Source organism: Eggerthella sp. 1_3_56FAA (assembly GCF_000185625.1).
Lineage (GTDB): Bacteria > Actinomycetota > Coriobacteriia > Coriobacteriales > Eggerthellaceae > Eggerthella > Eggerthella lenta.
In genome coordinates this window covers 428,095-445,465 of record NZ_GL622581.1, presented here as the reverse complement: position 1 = coordinate 445,465, position 17,371 = coordinate 428,095, and the positions used below count along the sequence as shown (strand labels likewise).

General features: G+C 64.7%; 18 protein-coding genes. 14 read left to right on the top strand and 4 right to left on the bottom strand.

Features of this window, described 5'->3' with window-relative positions; genetic code table 11:
- Positions 1-73: 73 nt before the first annotated feature.
- The 5 genes from aroC to HMPREF1023_RS12175 are packed head-to-tail and all read left to right on the top strand — an operon-like array spanning position 74 to position 4,497.
- Entirely contained in the window at positions 74-1,246 is a 1,173-nt protein-coding gene (gene aroC / locus HMPREF1023_RS12195) for a chorismate synthase (RefSeq protein ID WP_009306671.1), read from the top strand.
- On the top strand, positions 1,243-1,812 hold the full coding sequence (locus HMPREF1023_RS12190; protein WP_015761253.1) for a shikimate kinase: 570 nt from the start codon (positions 1,243-1,245) through the stop codon (positions 1,810-1,812). Before aroC ends, HMPREF1023_RS12190 begins: the two co-directional genes overlap by 4 nt.
- Positions 1,794-2,906, top strand: a complete 1,113-nt coding sequence (gene aroB / locus HMPREF1023_RS12185) for a 3-dehydroquinate synthase (RefSeq protein ID WP_015761252.1) — start codon at positions 1,794-1,796, stop codon at positions 2,904-2,906. Before HMPREF1023_RS12190 ends, aroB begins: the two co-directional genes overlap by 19 nt.
- A 15-nt stretch (positions 2,907-2,921) precedes the next feature.
- The gene (gene aroQ, locus HMPREF1023_RS12180) at positions 2,922-3,350 is read left to right on the top strand and encodes a type II 3-dehydroquinate dehydratase (RefSeq protein ID WP_009306668.1); all 429 of its coding nucleotides are present in this window, start codon (positions 2,922-2,924) and stop codon (positions 3,348-3,350) included.
- Positions 3,331-4,497 (top strand): Xaa-Pro peptidase family protein, encoded by a 1,167-nt coding sequence (locus tag HMPREF1023_RS12175; RefSeq protein ID WP_009306667.1) that lies wholly within the window; start codon positions 3,331-3,333, stop codon positions 4,495-4,497. The genes aroQ and HMPREF1023_RS12175 overlap by 20 nt, the downstream gene beginning before the upstream one ends.
- 23 nt (positions 4,498-4,520) lie before the next feature.
- On the opposite strand, the gene HMPREF1023_RS16020 is transcribed toward HMPREF1023_RS12175, so the two are convergent.
- Complete coding sequence (locus HMPREF1023_RS16020) at positions 4,521-5,555, bottom strand: endonuclease domain-containing protein (RefSeq protein WP_227101198.1); 1,035 nt, start codon at positions 5,553-5,555, stop codon at positions 4,521-4,523.
- A 337-nt stretch (positions 5,556-5,892) separates the two neighbouring features.
- Here HMPREF1023_RS16020 and efp point away from each other — a divergent pair, with 337 nt between their 5' ends.
- Positions 5,893-6,453, top strand: a complete 561-nt coding sequence (gene efp, locus HMPREF1023_RS12165; protein WP_009306665.1) for an elongation factor P — start codon at positions 5,893-5,895, stop codon at positions 6,451-6,453.
- Positions 6,454-6,521: 68 nt separating this feature from the next.
- Here the strand turns inward: efp and HMPREF1023_RS12160 are convergent, their stop codons facing one another.
- Entirely contained in the window at positions 6,522-6,827 is a 306-nt protein-coding gene (locus tag HMPREF1023_RS12160; RefSeq protein ID WP_021410692.1) for a helix-turn-helix domain-containing protein, read from the bottom strand.
- Positions 6,828-7,061: 234 nt separating this feature from the next.
- Here HMPREF1023_RS12160 and accB point away from each other — a divergent pair, with 234 nt between their 5' ends.
- The 7 genes from accB to HMPREF1023_RS12125 all read left to right on the top strand — a co-directional run bounded on the left by accB (position 7,062) and on the right by HMPREF1023_RS12125 (position 14,674).
- Entirely contained in the window at positions 7,062-8,951 is a 1,890-nt protein-coding gene (gene accB / locus HMPREF1023_RS12155; RefSeq protein WP_009306663.1) for an acetyl-CoA carboxylase biotin carboxyl carrier protein, read from the top strand.
- Positions 8,951-10,303: an acetyl-CoA carboxylase biotin carboxylase subunit gene (accC, locus tag HMPREF1023_RS12150; RefSeq protein WP_009306662.1), complete on the top strand. Its 1,353-nt coding sequence runs from the start codon at positions 8,951-8,953 to the stop codon at positions 10,301-10,303. Before accB ends, accC begins: the two co-directional genes overlap by 1 nt.
- Positions 10,300-10,647, top strand: coding sequence for an Asp23/Gls24 family envelope stress response protein (locus tag HMPREF1023_RS12145; RefSeq protein WP_009306661.1), 348 nt, complete (start codon positions 10,300-10,302; stop codon positions 10,645-10,647). The genes accC and HMPREF1023_RS12145 overlap by 4 nt, the downstream gene beginning before the upstream one ends.
- A gap of 25 nt (positions 10,648-10,672) precedes the next feature.
- Positions 10,673-11,275 carry a transcription antitermination factor NusB gene (gene nusB / locus HMPREF1023_RS12140; protein WP_009306660.1) on the top strand — a complete coding sequence of 201 codons (603 nt, stop codon included), beginning with the start codon at positions 10,673-10,675 and terminating at the stop codon, positions 11,273-11,275.
- Positions 11,265-11,525, top strand: coding sequence for an exodeoxyribonuclease VII small subunit (locus tag HMPREF1023_RS12135; protein ID WP_009306659.1), 261 nt, complete (start codon positions 11,265-11,267; stop codon positions 11,523-11,525). The genes nusB and HMPREF1023_RS12135 overlap by 11 nt, the downstream gene beginning before the upstream one ends.
- Before the next feature lie 19 nt (positions 11,526-11,544).
- On the top strand, positions 11,545-13,422 hold the full coding sequence (gene dxs, locus HMPREF1023_RS12130; protein WP_009306658.1) for a 1-deoxy-D-xylulose-5-phosphate synthase: 1,878 nt from the start codon (positions 11,545-11,547) through the stop codon (positions 13,420-13,422).
- A gap of 199 nt (positions 13,423-13,621) precedes the next feature.
- Entirely contained in the window at positions 13,622-14,674 is a 1,053-nt protein-coding gene (locus HMPREF1023_RS12125) for an inorganic phosphate transporter (RefSeq protein WP_009306657.1), read from the top strand.
- Positions 14,675-14,749: 75 nt separating this feature from the next.
- On the opposite strand, the gene HMPREF1023_RS15305 is transcribed toward HMPREF1023_RS12125, so the two are convergent.
- Positions 14,750-14,923, bottom strand: a complete 174-nt coding sequence (locus HMPREF1023_RS15305) for a YegP family protein (protein WP_009306656.1) — start codon at positions 14,921-14,923, stop codon at positions 14,750-14,752.
- A 468-nt stretch (positions 14,924-15,391) separates the two neighbouring features.
- Positions 15,392-15,907, bottom strand: a complete 516-nt coding sequence (locus HMPREF1023_RS12120; protein WP_009306655.1) for a GNAT family N-acetyltransferase — start codon at positions 15,905-15,907, stop codon at positions 15,392-15,394.
- 186 nt (positions 15,908-16,093) lie between these two features.
- Here HMPREF1023_RS12120 and HMPREF1023_RS12115 point away from each other — a divergent pair, with 186 nt between their 5' ends.
- Positions 16,094-17,368, top strand: a complete 1,275-nt coding sequence (locus tag HMPREF1023_RS12115) for an ammonium transporter (protein ID WP_009306654.1) — start codon at positions 16,094-16,096, stop codon at positions 17,366-17,368.
- Positions 17,369-17,371 lie beyond the last annotated feature (3 nt).

The window sequence follows — 17,371 nt, the reverse complement described above, 5'->3', positions numbered from 1 at the left end:
TCGCTAGCCTTGCCTGAACGGTAGGGTACAATACGATGCGAACCATTCGTATCAGCGCGGAAAGCGACAGACTATGCGATACCTAACAGCAGGCGAGAGCCACGGTCCGTGCCTGACGGCCATCGTCGAAGGCGTGCCCGCGGGCTTGAAGATCTCCGAATCGCAGATCAACACCGACCTTTCTCGTCGTCAGTCCGGTTACGGGCGCGGCGGCCGCCAACGTATCGAGCGCGATACCGTGGAGGTCGTCTCCGGCGTGCGCTTCGGCCGCACGCTGGGAACTCCTATCGCGCTCGTGGTGCGCAACCGGGACTGGGAGAACTGGACCGATCGCATGGCCACGTTCGGCGAGGCTCCGTCCGACCTCGCCCGTGAGGTCACGCCACGCCCCGGCCACGCCGACCTCGTGGGGGCGCTCAAAACCGACACGTCCGACTGCCGCAACATCCTCGAGCGCGCAAGCGCCCGCGAGACGGCTGCGCGCGTGGCGGCGGCCGGCATCGCGCGCGAGTTCTTGGCCGACCTGGGTGTGGAGGTGTTCTCGTACGTCACGTCCATCGGAAGCGCGTCCTTCAAAGAGGACGACGCGCTCATGAACGCTCCCGACTACAAGCCGCTGGCTATCGAGACGAGCGAGGTGCGCTGTCCCGACGAACAGGCGACGGAGGCCATGAAGGCCGAGATCGACCGCGCGAAAGACGCGGGCGAGAGCCTGGGCGGCACGTTCCGCGTCGTGGTGACGGGGCTCGTGCCGGGCGTGGGCGGCTACGCTACGGCGGACGATCGTCTGACCTCGCGTTTGGGAGCGGCGCTGTTCTCCATCCCTGCCATCAAGGGCGTCGAGTTCGGTCTGGGCTTCGAAGCGGCTCGCCGCGTGGGCTCCGAGGTGCACGACCCCATCGCGCTGGACAAGCAGGTCGGCTTCGTGCGCACGTCGAACAATGCGGGCGGCCTCGAAGGCGGCATGACCACGGGCATGCCCCTCATCGTGAGTGCGGCCATGAAGCCCATTCCCACGCTCATGACGCCGCTCGAGACGGTGAACCTCGACACGTTGGAAGTCGAAGAGGCGTCGAAGGAGCGCAGCGACACGTGCGCCGTTCCCGCCTGCGCCGTGGTGGCCGAGAGCGAGGTGGCGTTCGTGCTGGCCGAGGCGTACCTCGAGAAGTTCGGGCGCGATAACATGGCCGACATCAAGGCGGCCGTGAAAGCGTACCGCCAGCGGCTCAGGACGATGGCGCGATGAGGCACGAGGCTTCGAGACGACCTCGCGTGGTGGGGGAGCTTGCGCGCCCCGTGTTCTTCGTGGGATTCATGGGCGCGGGGAAGACGTCGGTCGCGCGACGGCTGGCGCGCACCTGCGGCGTGGCCTCGGTGGACATGGACACGTACCTCGAGCGCCGCGAGGGCAAGCGCGTGAAGGAGATCTTCGCGCAGGCGGGCGAGGACGGCTTCCGCGCCATCGAGACGGACGTGCTGCGCGAGCTGGCCGGCAAGGAGCCGCTGCTCGTGTCGTGCGGCGGCGGCGTGGTGAAGCGCGATGAGAACCGCGCCATCCTGCGCGATGCGGGGTTCGTCGTGTACCTGAAGGTCACGGCCGACGAGGCGAAGTCGCGCATCAGCGACACCTCCACGCGCCCTTTGTTCCAGGACCTCGATGTCGCGCGCAAGACGTCCGAGGAGCGCCTGCCCCTGTACGCCGAGGTGGCCGACCTCACCATCGACACCGCCGGCAAGAACGTGGCTACCATCGCGCGCGAAGTGCAGAGCGCGCTCGAGAAGGAGGGCATCCTGTGCCTGCAACGAAAGTGATCGTCAACATCCCCGGCGAAGAAGCCTACGACGTGCGCATCGGCGGCGGCGTGCTGGCGAATCTGGGCGCGCATCTGCGCAAGCTGCCGGTGTTCGCCGAGTCGGACCGCGCGCTCGTCGTCACCGACGAGAACGTTGCGCCGCTGTATCGCGCCGACGCGAAGGAAGCGCTCGCGCAAGCCGGGTTCCGCGTGAGCGACATCGCCGTGCCGGCGGGCGAAGGCTCGAAGTCTGTCGAGGTGGCGGGAGAGATATGGGAGGCCATGGCCAGCCTTGCGCTCGGCCGCGACTGCGTGGTGGTGGCGCTCGGCGGCGGCGTGGTGGGCGACCTCGCCGGGTTCGTTGCCGCAACCTATATGCGCGGCGTGCCGGTGGTGCAGGTTCCCACGACGCTGCTATCTATGGTGGACTCCTCGGTGGGCGGCAAGACCGGCGTCAACCTGGCGGCCGGCAAGAACCTCGTGGGCGCGTTCAAACAGCCGGCGTACGTGTGCGCCGACACGGCCACGCTGGCCACGCTCGACGAACGCGAGTGGGCCTGCGGCTGCGCGGAGATAGCGAAGTCCGCGGTCATCGACTCGGACGACTTCTTCTTCTGGCTGGTCGACGCGGCGGGCGCGCTGGCGGCGCGCGACGAGGTGGTAGTAGAGGAGGCCATCGCGCGCTCGGTGGTGTTCAAGGCCGACGTGGTGGCTGCCGACAAGTCCGAGAGCAAGGGCGTGCGCGAGTGCCTGAACTACGGCCACACGTTGGGACATGCGGTCGAATCGCTGGCGGGGTACGGCGCGTTCTCGCACGGCGCGGCCGTGGCCGAGGGCATGCGCTTCGCCGCGCGCATGGCCGTGTCGCTGGTGGACGCGCCGCTCGATTTGGTCGAGACGCAGGACAGCCTGCTCGACCAGCTGGGCCTGCCCGCCCTCGACTGGTCGGCCGAGCCGGAGGCCATGCTGGAGGCCATGAAGCGCGACAAGAAGGCCCGTCGCGGCCAGGTGCGCTTCGTGCTGCCCCGCGACGTGGGTTCCTGGCAGCTCGCCGACGTCGACGACGCCACCATCCTCGACCACCTGAACGCTTGGGCTCGCTCGAAGGCATAGGGGAGGAAGCCGATTATGAAGAAGATTCTGGTGTTGAACGGGCCGAACCTCAATTTGCTGGGAGTCCGCGAGCCCGACGTGTACGGCACGGTGACGCTTGCCGACATCGAGCGCGAGGTGACGGAATACGCGGCCGAGCGGGGTGCGAGCGTCGACTGCTTCCAAAGCAACCATGAGGGCGCGCTCATCGACAAGTTGCACGAGGCGCGCGGCGCGTACGACGGCATCGTCTACAATCCCGGTGCGCACACGCACTACTCGTACGCGCTGCGCGACGCCGTGTCGTCCATCGACGTGCCCACGGTGGAGGTGCATCTATCCGATATTTCCGCGCGCGAGGAGTTCCGCCGCATCTCGGTCATCGCGCCGGTATGCGTGGCGCAGATCAAGGGCAAGGGCAAAGAGGGCTACAAGGAGGCCGTCGATGTGCTGCTCGCCCGATAGCGCCGCGCTCGCTGCGGCTGCCGGGCCTCGCCTCGATCGTCTCCGCGCCGCCTGCGCCGATGCGGGCATGGGCGCGTTCTTCGTGCGCGACACCTCGAACATCGCCTGGCTCACCGCGTTCGACGGCGTGTTCGACGACGAGGACGCGCACGCGCTGCTGGTTACGCCGAGCGATGCCGTGCTGCACACCGACTCGCGCTACAGCGAGGCAGCGCGCGCGGCGGCTGCCCGCGAAGGTGCGGTCGCGGTCGACGACGCACGGGTCGCCCACGCGAAGTTCGTCGCCGAAACCTTCGCCGCCCGCCATGCCGACCGGCCGTCGGTCGAGGCCGAAGCCATCGCGCTCGGCATCGAGGACTCCATGTCGCTCGCCGGCTTTCGCGCCCTCGAAGCCGCCTTCGCGGAGGTTCCCGAGCGTCCGAAACTGCGAGAAACGTCTGACTTCATCGTGAACCTGCGCGCCGTGAAAGACGTGCAGGAGATCGCGCGCATGAAGGCGGCCCAGGCCGTCACCGACGCCGCGTTCGCGCACATCGTGGGGTACATGCGTCCCGGCATGACCGAGCGCGAGGTGCAGATCGAGCTGGAGGACTTCATGCGTCGCCACGGCGCCGAGGGCCTTGCGTTCCCGTCCATCGTAGCCGCGGGCGCGAACGGCGCGAGTCCCCATGCCATTCCTGGCCAGACGGTGCTCGAGGCGGGTCAATGCGTCGTGCTCGATTTCGGCGCACGGGCGCACGGGTACTGCTCGGACATGACGCGCACGGTGTTCTTGGGCCAGCCGTCCCAGAAGATGCGCGATGCCTACGCGGCCATCCGCAGCGCGAACGAGCAGGTGGAAGCCGTGCTCAAGCCGGGCGTGACGGGCAAGGCCATGCACGAGCTGGCCGAGCGCGCGCTCGCGGACGCGGGTTTTGCCGGCAAGATGGGCCACAGCTTGGGCCACGGCGTGGGCATCGACATCCACGAGCAGCCCGCGCTGTCGCCGCGCAACGAGCAGCCCCTCGTGCCGGGCAACGTAGTGACGGTCGAGCCGGGCATCTACCTGCCGGGCGAATTCGGCATGCGCCTGGAAGATTTCGGCGTGATCACGCCCGACGGCTTCGAGGTCTTCACCCGATCAACCCACGATCCGGTGATCCTGTAGCCGGCGGGCTCTCATCGCCGTTCTCACGCGCGTGCACCTTCCCAGAGGTTCTCGAGCAGCTGCTCGCGCAGCTCAAGGTGCTTGCGGGTGAACTCGGGGTCGTGGTAGCGCAGCCGCTTGCCTGTAAGCTTCGCCACTTGCCGCGCAAGGCGATTGAAGGTTCCGCTATCCGTGATGTGGCCGGGGAAGACCGTTATCACGGTGAATCCAAGCGCGATGAGCGTGCTGCGCCGTCGCGCATCGCTGCTTTGTCGGCCTGGCTCGGAATGATGGAGCCGCGAGTCGTACTCTACCGCGAGGTTTGCTTCCGGCCAGCAGAGGTCGCAGAGGCAGTAGCTGCGGTCGGCAAGTTCGCGCAAGCTAGCCGGTGCGTCAACGCGGTAGTTGAGCTTCGGCTTCTTCAGCCCGTAGCCGCCCAGATTGTTCGGCAAATACAGCAGCAGGGCGAGCAAGGTTTCCATAGCAGAGGCCGAGCCGTCCAACAGGTAGCGCGTTGCGCGCAACGCCGTGGCTCGCCCGGGTGCGCCCGCTGCGGCTTCGACGAAGGCTCTCAGCTTGGCGGCTGTCGTGAGCGGGGCTTCGCGCGAGATCGCGGGTCCGTTTTCGGCCAATGCGTACGTTCCGCATAGTTCGAGTCCAAGCTGTACGAGTTGGGCGACGGTCATCTCGCGAGCCATTTGCAGGAAGCAGAACTCCGGCGTGCTGACAAGAAATCCCTGTCCTGCATCGACAAAGGAGCTTGCCGGCAGGCTCGTCCACTTATGGCTGACCAGGCTCGCTGTAGTCGTTCTGGCTTCGGTTGTGCCGACGATTGCGCGAACGGGCAGCTTGCATCCGGCCGGTCGGCGGTTTCCTTGCGCAAGCCGCGGCTTCGAGGGGCACGACAACGCTTTCGTCGCGCGGCGCGTTGCGGTCCTTCGTTCTTGATATCCGCGCAGGAAGCCAGGGCCGACCAATCGCCAGTATTCAAGAGCGGAGCGATATCCGATAAGTATATCCATGTCGGCCACTATAGAAGAATCTGGCAGAAAAATCGAGATAGGCAAATTGAACAGCAAGGAATGCCCCTTCGCGTATCGAGGGCAAGAACAAAATGCCAGATCACGTCTTTCGTAAGCTGTCTTTGAGAGCGGTTGCCCGTATGGAAATTTACTTACCTCGATTTTTTTGCCGTAATCGGGGATGCCGGCGACCGCGTGCGCAGGTTGGCGACCGCGTGAACAGGTGGGAGGCGGTGTGCGCATGCATCGTCAAGGCGCCATGCCCTGATTTTTTTCTGATACGGTTGATGTGCGCACGCAAGGTTTGCCCGACACGCTATAATGTACCGGTTTGAACGCTGATCGGGCCCCGCGGCGCGCAGCGGATCGCCCGTGAACGAAAGGATTACCGAGTATGGCTATCTCTACCGCCGATTTCAAGAACGGCATGTGCATCGAGTTTAACGGCAAGCTGTGCACCATCGTCGAGTTCCAGCATGTGAAGCCCGGCAAGGGCAGCGCCTTCGTCCGCACGAAGCTGCGCGACATCAAGACTGGCCGCATCATCGACAACACGTTCAACGCCGGCGTCAAGGTGGAATCCGTGCGTCTCGAGACGAAGAAGCTGCAGTACCTCTACAACGACGGTGCCGATTTCAACTTCATGGACAACGACACGTTCGAGCAGATGGCCATCTCGACCGAAACCGTCGGCGATGCCGCGAAGTGGCTCAAGGAGAACGACGAGGCGTCGCTGCTGTACGCTGGCGACGAGCTGATCAGCATCGAGCCCCAGATGTTCGTCGAGCTCGAGGTCACGCACACCGAGCCCGGCTTCAAGGGCGACACGGCCACTAACACGACGAAGCCCGCCACGCTGGAGACCGGCGTCGAAGTGCAGGTTCCCACGTTCGTCGAGATCGGCGACGTTCTGCAGATCGACACCCGCGACGGCCGCTTCATCAAGCGCGTGTAGCAAGCGCGAAACCCCGACTCGGCTCAATGGAAACGAGGGCGCCCGACGGGCGCCCTCGTTTTGTTCGTCTACATACGCGCGTGGTTGTCGGGCAGGGGGAGGGGATAGTCCTCCAGCTTGTAAGCGGCGAGATCGAGCAGCTCGCCGGGGTTCACGTCGAGGGCGCGGGCCAGCTTCACGATGTCGGAGAGGCGCACGTCCACGAGGCCGCCTTCGAGGTTGCTGATGCGAGGATGCTTCGTGCCCACCATCTCGGCCAAGGTGTTTTGGGAGAGTCCTTCGGAGGTGCGCACTTCGAGAAGCCGGCTGCCCAAGTCGGCAGACAGGCGCTGGACAAGGGGATCCTTGCGCGCCATCTTCTCGTTTTTGCTCATCTCGCTCATACAGAAAGCGTAACGGCGCGCAAAACCCAAGCCGTCATCCAGCGATTACAATGCAGCGTCTTTTTGATGAGCGTGCTGCATACGTATGGCCGCCTCGGCCTCCCGCCGCTCGAAATCTGTTGCTTGTCGGTGAATTTCCCCGGTCATGGCTATCGCGGCAAGGGGTTACTCTATAATTCTTGTTTCGATCTTTGACTAACTGCAAACCGAAGGGGGTGTGAGTTCATGCCAAGGCTTCAGATCATGGATACCACCATCCGTGACGGCCAGCAAAGCCTCTGGGCCACGCGTATGCAGATCGGCGACATGCTGCCGATCCTGCCTAAAATGGACCGTGTCGGGTACTGGGCCATCGAGGCGTGGGGCGGTGCGACGTTCGACACGTGCATGCGTTTCCTCGACGAGAACCCGTGGGAGCGGCTGCGATCCATCAAGGCGCAGACGCCGAACACGCCGCTTGCCATGCTGTCTCGCGGCCAGAACCTCGTGGGGTACAAGCATTATTCGCGTGACATCTGCAATCACTTCATCAAGGCCGCGAAGCGCAATGGCGTGCATGTCTTCCGCGTGTTCGACGCGCTCAACGACATCCGCAACGTCGTCGACAACGCCGAAGCCATCAAGGAATGCGGCGGTCACTTCGAAGGCGCCATCTCCTACACGATGTCGCCTGTGCACACGCTGGACAGCTTCCTCGACTACGGCCAGAAGCTCAAGGACCTCGGTGCCGACTCCATCTGCATCAAGGACATGGCGGGCATGCTCACGCCCTACCGCACCGAGCGCATGGTGAAGGCGTTCAACGCCGAAATCGGTTTGCCGTTGCACATCCACTGCCATTACGTCGGCGGCATGGCGCCCGCCAACATCCTCAAAGCCGCCGAAGCCGGAGCCGCCATCGCCGACACGGCTCATGCGCCGCTGGCGTTCGGCAACTCGCATCCGGCCGTCGAGATGATCGTGGCTGCGCTCCAGGAGAGCCGCTACGACACCGGCCTCGACCTCGACCTCCTGTTCGAGATCGCCGAATACTGGGAAGACATGCGCAAGCGCGGACACTACAAGCGCGGCGTCTCGTCGCTCACGCACATGCAGGTGTACTCGCACCAGGTGCCGGGCGGCATGATGTCGAACCTCGTGTCGCAGCTTGAGATCCAGAACGCCGCCGATCGCCTGCCCGAGGTGATGCGCGAGATTCCGAAGGTGCGCGCCGAGGTGGGCTATCCGCCGCTCGTCACGCCGTTGTCGCAGATCGTGGGCACGCAGGCTGTGTTCAACGTGCTCACCGGCAAGCGCTGGAGCGTCGTGTCCAAGGAGATGAAGGACTACATCTGCGGCTACTACGGCAAGGCTCCGGGCCGCATGGACAAGGACATCGTGGCGAAGGTCGTGGGCAACTCCGAAATGCTGCCGCCCGACGTGGCGCCCGGCTCGCTGGTCACCACCACCTACGCTCAGGTTGAAGAAGAGATCGGCGACCTCGCGAAGAGCGAGGAGGACGTGCTCATGTACGCCCTGTTCCCGAACGAGGCGCGCACGTTCCTGAGCAAGCACCGCACATCGGAGAAGGTCGATTTCCTCATGGAGCAGGAGTCGAGCCACACCAAGGAGGACGATTACGTGGACATCAATCAGATTCGCGAGCTGGTTCGCGTCGCCGAGGAAAGCGGCGTCGGCGAGATCGTAGTTGAGGAAGAGGGCACCCGCATCGCCGTACGCATGCCGGGAACGATGTCGGCCGAGGCCGCTGCCGTGGCCGCTGCGGCCGCGCCGGTTGCCGCCGTGGCTCCGGCTCCCGCCGCCGCTCCGGCAGCCGCTGCCGACGACGTGGAGCGTCCGAGCGATTGGTACGCCGTCACGGCTCCCATGGTGGGCACGTTCTATACCTCCCCGGCACCCGGCGAACCGCCGTTCGTGCAGGTGGGGGACGAGGTTGCCGCCAACCAGACGCTGTGCATCGTCGAGGCCATGAAGCTCATGAACGAGATCGCCGCCGAGGAGATGGGCACCGTCCGCGAGGTGTGCCTCGAGGACGCCACGCCCGTCGAGTTCGGCACGGTGCTGTTCTACATCGAGCCCCACGGTGCCCCGGCTCCGGCTCCGGAGACGGCATAATGTTTAACAAGATTCTCATCGCGAACCGCGGCGAGGTGGCGCTGCGCATCATGCGCGCCTGCAAGGAGCTGGGCGTGAAGACGGTCGCGGTCTACTCGACCGAGGACGCCGACACCTATCCCGTGCAGTACGCCGACGAGGCCGTGTGCATCGGCCCCGCTCAGGCGAACAAGAGCTACCTCATCATGGCCAACATCATCGCCGCGGCGAAAACCACCGGCGCGGAAGCCGTGCATCCCGGCTACGGCTTCCTCGCCGAGAACGCCGACTTCGCCCGCGCCTGCGCCGATAACGATCTCGTGTTCATCGGCCCGGCTCCCGAGTGCATCGAGCGCATGGGCGACAAGAGCTCCGCGCGCGAGACGATGAAAGCGTGCGGCGTTCCCACCGTTCCCGGTTCCGACGGCTGTATCGAGACGGCGGCCGAGGCTAAGGCGTTCGCCGACAGCGTGGGCTATCCGGTGCTCATCAAGGCCACGGCGGGCGGCGGCGGCAAGGGTATGCGCGAAGTGCACGACCCGGCCGATCTCGAGGCTCAGTACCAGGCCGCGCGCACCGAGGCCGGGGCAGCGTTCGGCAACGACGGCGTGTACCTGGAGAAGCTCGTGCTGCGTCCGCGCCACGTGGAGATCCAGGTGCTGGCCGACGACTTCGGAAACAACGTCGCCCTGTGCGAGCGCGACTGCTCCGTGCAGCGTCGTCATCAGAAGCTCATCGAGGAAGCGCCCTCGCCGGCCCTGACCGAGGATCTGCGCCGCGCCATGGGCGTGGCGGCCATCAAGGCCGTGCGCGCCGTGAACTATAAGAACGCTGGAACCATCGAGTTCTTGCTCGACGAGCGCGGGTCGTTCTACTTCATGGAGATGAACACGCGCGTGCAGGTGGAGCACCCGGTGACCGAGCAGATCACCGGCACCGACATCATCAAAGAGCAGCTGCGCATCGCTTCTGGCGAGCCCATGAGCTGCGCTTCCCGTGCGCCGTTCTCGCCTGCGGGCCATGCTATCGAGTTCCGCATCAACGCGGAAGATCCGCAGCACGGCTTCCGCCCGTGCCCTGGCACCATCACGAAATTCGAAGCCCCGGCCGGCCCCGGCGTGCGCGTGGAAAGCTACGTGCGCACGGGTTCGCGCATCTCGCCGTACTACGATTCGCTGGTGGCGAAACTCGTGGTATACGGCCAGGATCGCGAGGAAGCGCTTGCGCGCGGTCGCCGCGCCCTCGACGAGTTCGTGATCGAGGGCATCGAAACCACGATCGCCTTCCATCGCCGTGTGCTCGATAACGCGATGTTCTGCTCGGGCGATGTGACCACCGACTTCATCGAAACCCAGATGGGAGACGTACTATGACAGAGCTTAACGTCGACGGCATGGCGCTTGCGCCGGGCGTCGTCGAAACCATCGTGTCCATCGCGGCCAACGAAGTGGAGGGCGTGGCCTGCATCGGCCCGTCCACCACGAGCGGCCTGCGCTCCGTGTTCGGCAGCAAGCCCTCCACTCAGGGCATCGACATCACGGTGGACGAGGAGGACAAGCTGCACATCTCCATTCGCGTGGACGTGTACTACGGCTATGTGCTGCCCGACCTCGCCGCCAACATCCGTCAGGCTATCTCCGACGCGGTGACCAGCCAGGTTGGCATTCCGGTAGGCTCTGTGGACGTGTACATCGACGGCATGCAGTTCGCCCGCTAAGCGTCCGGAGGCTTTAAGAATCTATATGGCTGCTAAACGACATGAACGAACCAGCGCGCGCCGTGCCGCGCTCCAAGTGCTGTACACCAGCGAGATAACCGACGAGTCGCCCGCGGCAATCGCCGAGGGCGACCGTCGCCTGGAAGAAGACGGTCCGCTGCCCGAATACGCGTTGATGCTGGTGCGAGGCGTGGAGTCGCATCGCATCGCTATCGACAACCACCTTGCCGCCACGTCCGAGAACTGGTCGTTGGCCCGCATGCCCATCGTCGACCGCTCGATTCTGCGGTTGGCCACGTTCGAGATGATGTACATCGACGACGTGCCCACCTCGGTCACCATCAACGAGGCGGTTGAGCTGGCGAAGGACTTCGGTGGGGAAGACGAATCCCATCGCTTCGTCAACGGCATTCTGGGTCGTATCGCCAAGATGCTGGAGGGGGAGGAGGGCCAGGAGGCCGATGCCCCTTCTTCTTGCGACGCGGATGCCGCTGGCAACGAAGAGCCTCTGGCGATGCGGGAGAACGAAATCGCGGAACCCGAAAGCGAGCCCCTCGCGGCTCAGAAGTGCGGGTCGCCGGAGCAGGAGGGCGAGTCGCCGGAAGGAGCCTCCTCCTATGGCGCTTGAGTCGTATGATAGCTTCGAGGCGGTAAAGTCCCGCCTCGAAGAAATCGTCGACGCGGTGAGCAGCGACGAGCTGGAGCTTGACGCTGCGCTCGCCTTGTACGAGGAAGCGGTAGGACTCGGGCTTCGCGCCAGCGATTTGCTCGAGGAGAACATCGAAGCGCAGCAGGGCGTCGAGGAAGCGGGCGAGCGGTCTGCCGAGTCGTCCGACGAGGCGTCTGCGCAGGAGACGGGTGCGCCGGTTTCGGCGTAGCCCCTGTTGAAGGATGCATATGGATAATCGTATTCTCGATATGGTGTCGTCCCCTGCCGATCTGAAACTGCTCACGAACGAAGAGCTGTCCATTCTGGCGCAGGAGGTGCGCGAGGAGATCGTGACGACGGCTTCTCAAACCGGCGGTCACGTTGCGTCATCGTTGGGCGCAGTGGAGATCATCCTGGCCTTGCACAGCATGCTCGATTGCCCGCACGACAAGATCGTGTTCGACGTTGGGCACCAGGCTTATGCGCATAAGCTGATCACCGGCCGCCTCGATGATTTCGGCACGTTGCGCACCTACGGCGGCCTGTCCGGGTTTCCGAAGCCCGACGAGAGCCCCTACGACGTGCATCCGTCGGGTCATGCGTCCGACTCGCTGTCGGTGGCGCTCGGTCTGGCGCAGGCGCGCGAACTCTCGGGCGGCGACGAGAAGATCGTGGCCGTCATCGGCGACGCGGCCCTGTCGGGCGGTATGGCGTTCGAAGCGCTCAACCACATCGGCCAGGCGCAGACGCCCATGGTGATCATCCTCAACGATAACGAGATGTCCATCTCGCGCAACGTGGGCGCGCTCATGAAGCACCTCGGTTACATGCGAGCCACGCCTCAGTATCGTCAAACCCGCGACTCCGTGCAGGAGGCGCTCGAGAGCAGCGGGGCTTTCGGCAGCGCGCTTGCGAACTTCGGACGCAACGTGAAGGAGTCGATGAAGCAGTTCGTCATCCCGCGCTCGATGATTTTCGAACAGCTGGGCATCCTGTGCACGGCGCCCATAGACGGTCATGATATCGGCCTGCTCAAAGAGACGTTGGCGTCCGTGATGAACACCGACGTTCCCGTGCTCGTGCACGTGGTCACGCGCAAGGGCGCGGGATACGCGCCGGCGGTCCAGAACCCTGAGAAGTTCCACGGTATCGCGCCGTTCGATATCGCGACGGGGGATGTGAAGAAGAAAGCGGCATCGGCGCCGTCGTACACGAGCGTGTTCGGCAAGGCGCTGGCCGCCGAAGCGCGACGCGACGAGCGTATCGTGGCCATCACGGCCGCCATGAAGGGCGGTACCGGCTTGGACGCGTTCGCCGAAGAGTTCCCCGATCGGTTCGTGGATGCCGGCATCGCCGAGGAGCACGCGGTGGGCCTGGCCAGCGGCTTGGCGACGGGCGGCAAGAAGCCGGTTGTGGCCATCTACTCAACGTTCTTGCAGCGAGCCATCGATCAGGTCATCATCAACAACGCGCTGCCGGATCTCGACGTTGTGTTCGCCATAGACCGCGCCGGTATCGTGGGCGAGGACGGCCCGACGCACCATGGCATGTTCGACCTCGCCTACATGCGCATGATCCCGCATATGAGGATGCTGGCTCCTTCCAACGAGGCCGAGCTCGTGCATGCGCTGCATACCGCGCTCGCGCTGGGCGGGCCTTTCGCCATCCGCTACCCGCGCGGAGCGGCCGAGGGCGTAGCCTTGCCCGACGAGCCGCAGGTTTTGGAAGAGGGGAAGGCGCGCGTGGTTCGCGAAGGCGACGACGTGGCCATCCTTGCGTTCGGGCGTATGGTGCCGCGCGCCGAAGCGGCGGCCGAGCTGCTGTCCGAGAACGGCATCGAGGCGCGCGTGGTGGACATGCGCTGGGTCAAGCCGCTCGATGCGGAAGAAATAGCCCGTGCGGCGCAAACGAAGCTCGTCGTGACGGTGGAGGGCGGCATCATCTCCGGTGGCGTAGGCGAGGCCGTGCTGGGCGAGCTGGCGCGCCAAGGCCTCGCGGTCCCCGCGCTGACGTTGGGCATCCCCGACACGTTCGTGCCCCAGGGTTCCACGAACCAGCTGTTGCACGACCTGGGCTTGGACGCCGAAGGCATCGCCGCTTCCGTGCAGGAGCGTCTCGCGCGGTAAAAACGATCGTTCTTGGCATGAAGGCGCCGGCTGCAATTGTGCAGCCGGCGCCTTTTCTTTACATTCGGCGCATCCTTCGCGCGCGTGTGACAAGCGATTTTACCTAAACTTGATCTTTCCGTTGCCTGATCCTGACATTGCATCCCTATCATTGCTCCGAGTGCTTTGTCTTCAACGTTCGGGTTCGGAGGAAACCGGCATGAGCTATGATCTGGGAGCGTTCGCCGCGGCGCTCATGGGCGACCCGGTGCTCGCCCTCATCGTCGTCCTGACGCTGGGCGCCACCGTGGTGAACGGGGCTACCGACGCCCCCAACGCCATCGCCACCGTGGTGGGCACGAAGGCTATGAGACCCGGTCCCGCCATTGCGATGGCGGCGGTATGCAACTTCGTGGGGTTGGCCGCCATCACGATGGTGTCGTCGGCTGTGGCGCTCACCATCTTCAAGATGGTCGACTTCGGCGGCGACAACCAAGCCGCCCTCATCGCGCTCGCGGCGGCCATGGTGGCCATCATCGTCTGGGGTGTGACTGCGTGGTACTTCGGCATCCCCACCTCTCAAAGCCACTCGCTCATCGCCGGCATCACCGGCGCGGCCATCGCCCTGCAGGGCGGCCTGACGGGCGTGAACGGCGACGAGTGGGTGAAGGTCGTCTACGGCCTGGTCATCTCCACATTCCTGGGCTTCGGAACTGGCTGGCTGTTCACCAGGCTCATCAAGAAGCTGTGCTGCCGCGCTTCGCGCGCGAAGGCGAACTCGTTCTTCAAATGGGCGCAAATCATCTCGGGCGCGGGCGTGGCCGTGCTCCATGGGGCGCAGGACGGCCAGAAGTTCATGTCGTTGTGCATGCTGGGTATCATGATCGGTATGAGCGGCGCGGTGGACGCGAACGTCGAGTTCCCGTTCTGGCTGATCATCCTCGTGTCTGCCACCATGGCTTTGGGCACGGCGGTGGGCGGCAAGAAGATCATCAAGTCCGTGGGCATGAACATGGTGAAGATGGAGCAGTACCAGGGCTTCGCTGCGTGCCTGTCGGCTTGCTTCTGCATCGGTCTGGCCACGTTCACCGGCATGCCCGTGTCCACCACGCACACGAAGACCACCGCCATCATGGGCGTAGGAGCCGAGAAGAGCATCCGCACGGTGAAGTGGGGTCTGGCCGGCAGGATGGTGCTCACCTGGGTGCTTACCTTCCCCGGCTGCGGTCTGCTGGCCTTCGCGTTCACGCACCTGTTTCTGATGTTCATGTAAGCGTTCGATCGGGCGGGGCTTTGGTTTGCCGCTCGGAAATGCTGCGACCCCCGGATCGGGGGTCGCTTTCATGCGTTAGTCCTCTTCCACCACTTCGGCTTCGGGCGCGTTCTTCTTGACGCTCTCGATGCCCTTCTTGCAGGAATCCTTCGTCGTGTACACCTGCGACGTGGCGATGACCTCGCCGTTGTCGGCCTTCAGCACGAAGTGGCATCCCGCGTCGGTGGTCTTGATCACGAACTTTCCCATATGATCGCACCTTTTCTCGAGTCCTTTGCCGGTACGTCGATCATACCTCGTGCAAAGTGCGACGTTCGTCCTATTCGGGAGACTAAACGTAGGGTTGAAGGTGACTCGCCGCTACCGGAGTGTCTTTCGTTTTTCCGGTTCGTCGCAGTCAAGCTCATCGATTTTGGCACGAATTCACGGTTTGGGCAGAAGGTTTAGGACTCGGAAAACTCATGAACTGGCATTATGCTGTTGCACTTGCCATGCGCTCGGCAAAATAGATGCAGATTCGTGCCCGAACCGTGAATTCGTGCCAGATTCGAGGGGCGCGACCGAAACGTTGCTGAAGCAGATGGGGGCGCGGCGGGTTCGCGCACGGATGCCGACAACGGTAGGTCGGGGTGCGCGCGGAAGCGAGGCGGTGGCAGGACGCTCGTGTCCGCAGGGGCCGCGCGAGTTCGCGAACCTGCGCGCTCGGCGCTCCGTCCACTAGCGCTCGACGCGCTTCTCCATGATGTAGTCGTCCATGACGAAGCCGTTGCCGATATCGGTTTCCACCGCGTCGATGGTTTCGAAGCCCTTGCCGAGGTAGGCGCGGATGCCCAGGTCGTTGCGCTTGTTCACCGTGAGATACATCGCGTCCAGCCCGCGTTCGCGGCAGAGGCGCTCGTAGAAGGCGATGGCCCGCGAGGCGAAGCCCTTGCCGCGCTCCTCGGCGCGCAGATACACCTTCGAGATGAAGAAGCGGTTCGTCTCGGGCTCCACGCATCCTCCCGTGTATCCCGCGATGCGCCCGTTGTCTTCGGCGCGCATGAACCAGTACTCGTAGGCGTGCTCGCGCATGTCGCGCTCGATGGCCTCCAGGCTTTGGAAGTTCTCCACCATGTAGTCGGTCTGCGCGTCGCCGATGAGGGCGGGCCAGTACTCGTGCCATATCTCGTCGGCCAGCGCGGCGAGGCGCTGTCGGTCGTCGGCGGTGCGGACGGGGTCGAATGCGATGCTCATGGAACTGCAACCTTTCGCGGATGGCGGTCGTGCGTGTTTCCCTATTGTAACGCGGGCGCTTCGTGTTTGTTACAAGACCTTTCCCAGCGTGTTAACAGTGCTCGCCGCGGCGCAATGCCAGGTCAAAGCGTGGGATCATCGAATATGTTCTCGACAAGCAGCACGACGATAAGGAGGTAGATGCGTATGTTCGACGCAGGATCGACGGGCTTCATGCTGGTTTGCGCGATGCTCGTCTTGCTGATGACGCCCGGCCTGGCGTTCTTCTACGGGGGTTTGAGCCGCCGCAAGAACGTCGTGAACACGATGATCATGTCGTTTGCGGTGATCGGCATCGTCGGCGTCACATGGACGGTGTGCGGCTGGTCGTTCGCCTTCGGCGGCGACGGCTCGATTCCGTTCTTCGGGGGCTTCGATCAGATCGGCCTGCAAGGACTTGTGGCCGGCATCGTGAGCGAGGCGCCCGAAGCGCTGAGTCACGACGCGTATCCCGCGATGGCCGACGTGGTGTTCCAACTGGCGTTCTGCATGATCACCACGGCCATCATCACCGGCGCGGTGGCCGGTCGCATGAAGTTCGGCGCGGTGTGCGCGTTCGTGGCCGTATGGACCGTCGTGGTGTACCCGCCGCTCGCTCACATGGTGTGGGGCGGCGAAGGCAGCCTCGTGGGCGACACCATTGGCGCGCTCGACTTCGCGGGCGGCGACGTGGTGCACATCTCGTCCGGCCTCACGGGGCTCATTCTCTGCCTGATCGCGGGCAAGAGGCGCGGGTTCGGCATGGTGAGCTACCGTCCCCACAACGTGCCGTTCGTGGCGCTGGGCGCGACGCTTCTGTGGTTCGGATGGTTCGGCTTCAACGCGGGCTCCGAGTTCGCCCCCGACGGCGTGGCGGCGCTCGCGCTGGCGAACACGGTGGCGGCGTCGGGCGCGGCGCTCGTGTCCTGGATGCTCATCGAGCGCGTGCGCGCAGGCAAGCCCACGCTCGTGGGCGCGGCGACGGGGCTGGTGGCCGGCCTCGTGGTCATCACGCCGGCGGCGGGCTTCGTGGAGCCGTGGGCCGCGGTGGTCATGGGCCTCGTCGTGTCGCCCGTGTGCTACTTCGCCGTGTCGTTTCTCAAGCGGAAGCTGGGCTACGACGACGCGCTCGACGCCTTCGGCATCCATGCCGTCGGCGGCGTCACGGGCGGCGTGCTGACCGGCTTGTTCTGCGTGCCGGAGCTGTCGTGGACCGACTTCGGCGGCCTCGTCTACACGGGAGATCCCACGCTGCTGGGCGCTCAGGTGCTGGGCATCCTCGTGACCGTGGTGTTCGTGGGCGTGCTCGACGTGGTGCTGGGCTTCGCCGTGAAGGCGTGCTTCAAGGGCAGCCTGCGCGTGAGCGAGGCCGAGGAAGCGCAAGGCCTCGACGTGGCCGCGCACGGCGAGAGCGCGTACCCGGCCTACGTGGGCCTCGACTAAAGA

Coding starts and splice junctions, on each gene's coding strand:
- HMPREF1023_RS12120 (WP_009306655.1), bottom strand. CDS start 15,907: ATGAGCATCGCATTCGACCCCGTCCGCACCGCCGACGACCGACAGCGC.
- HMPREF1023_RS12115 (WP_009306654.1), top strand. CDS start 16,094: ATGTTCGACGCAGGATCGACGGGCTTCATGCTGGTTTGCGCGATGCTC.
- HMPREF1023_RS12135 (WP_009306659.1), top strand. CDS start 11,265: ATGGCGCTTGAGTCGTATGATAGCTTCGAGGCGGTAAAGTCCCGCCTC.
- HMPREF1023_RS12145 (WP_009306661.1), top strand. CDS start 10,300: ATGACAGAGCTTAACGTCGACGGCATGGCGCTTGCGCCGGGCGTCGTC.
- efp (WP_009306665.1), top strand. CDS start 5,893: ATGGCTATCTCTACCGCCGATTTCAAGAACGGCATGTGCATCGAGTTT.
- dxs (WP_009306658.1), top strand. CDS start 11,545: ATGGATAATCGTATTCTCGATATGGTGTCGTCCCCTGCCGATCTGAAA.
- aroC (WP_009306671.1), top strand. CDS start 74: ATGCGATACCTAACAGCAGGCGAGAGCCACGGTCCGTGCCTGACGGCC.
- accB (WP_009306663.1), top strand. CDS start 7,062: ATGCCAAGGCTTCAGATCATGGATACCACCATCCGTGACGGCCAGCAA.
- HMPREF1023_RS12125 (WP_009306657.1), top strand. CDS start 13,622: ATGAGCTATGATCTGGGAGCGTTCGCCGCGGCGCTCATGGGCGACCCG.
- HMPREF1023_RS12160 (WP_021410692.1), bottom strand. CDS start 6,827: ATGAGCAAAAACGAGAAGATGGCGCGCAAGGATCCCCTTGTCCAGCGC.
- HMPREF1023_RS12190 (WP_015761253.1), top strand. CDS start 1,243: ATGAGGCACGAGGCTTCGAGACGACCTCGCGTGGTGGGGGAGCTTGCG.
- HMPREF1023_RS15305 (WP_009306656.1), bottom strand. CDS start 14,923: ATGGGAAAGTTCGTGATCAAGACCACCGACGCGGGATGCCACTTCGTG.
- accC (WP_009306662.1), top strand. CDS start 8,951: ATGTTTAACAAGATTCTCATCGCGAACCGCGGCGAGGTGGCGCTGCGC.
- nusB (WP_009306660.1), top strand. CDS start 10,673: ATGGCTGCTAAACGACATGAACGAACCAGCGCGCGCCGTGCCGCGCTC.
- HMPREF1023_RS12175 (WP_009306667.1), top strand. CDS start 3,331: ATGTGCTGCTCGCCCGATAGCGCCGCGCTCGCTGCGGCTGCCGGGCCT.
- aroQ (WP_009306668.1), top strand. CDS start 2,922: ATGAAGAAGATTCTGGTGTTGAACGGGCCGAACCTCAATTTGCTGGGA.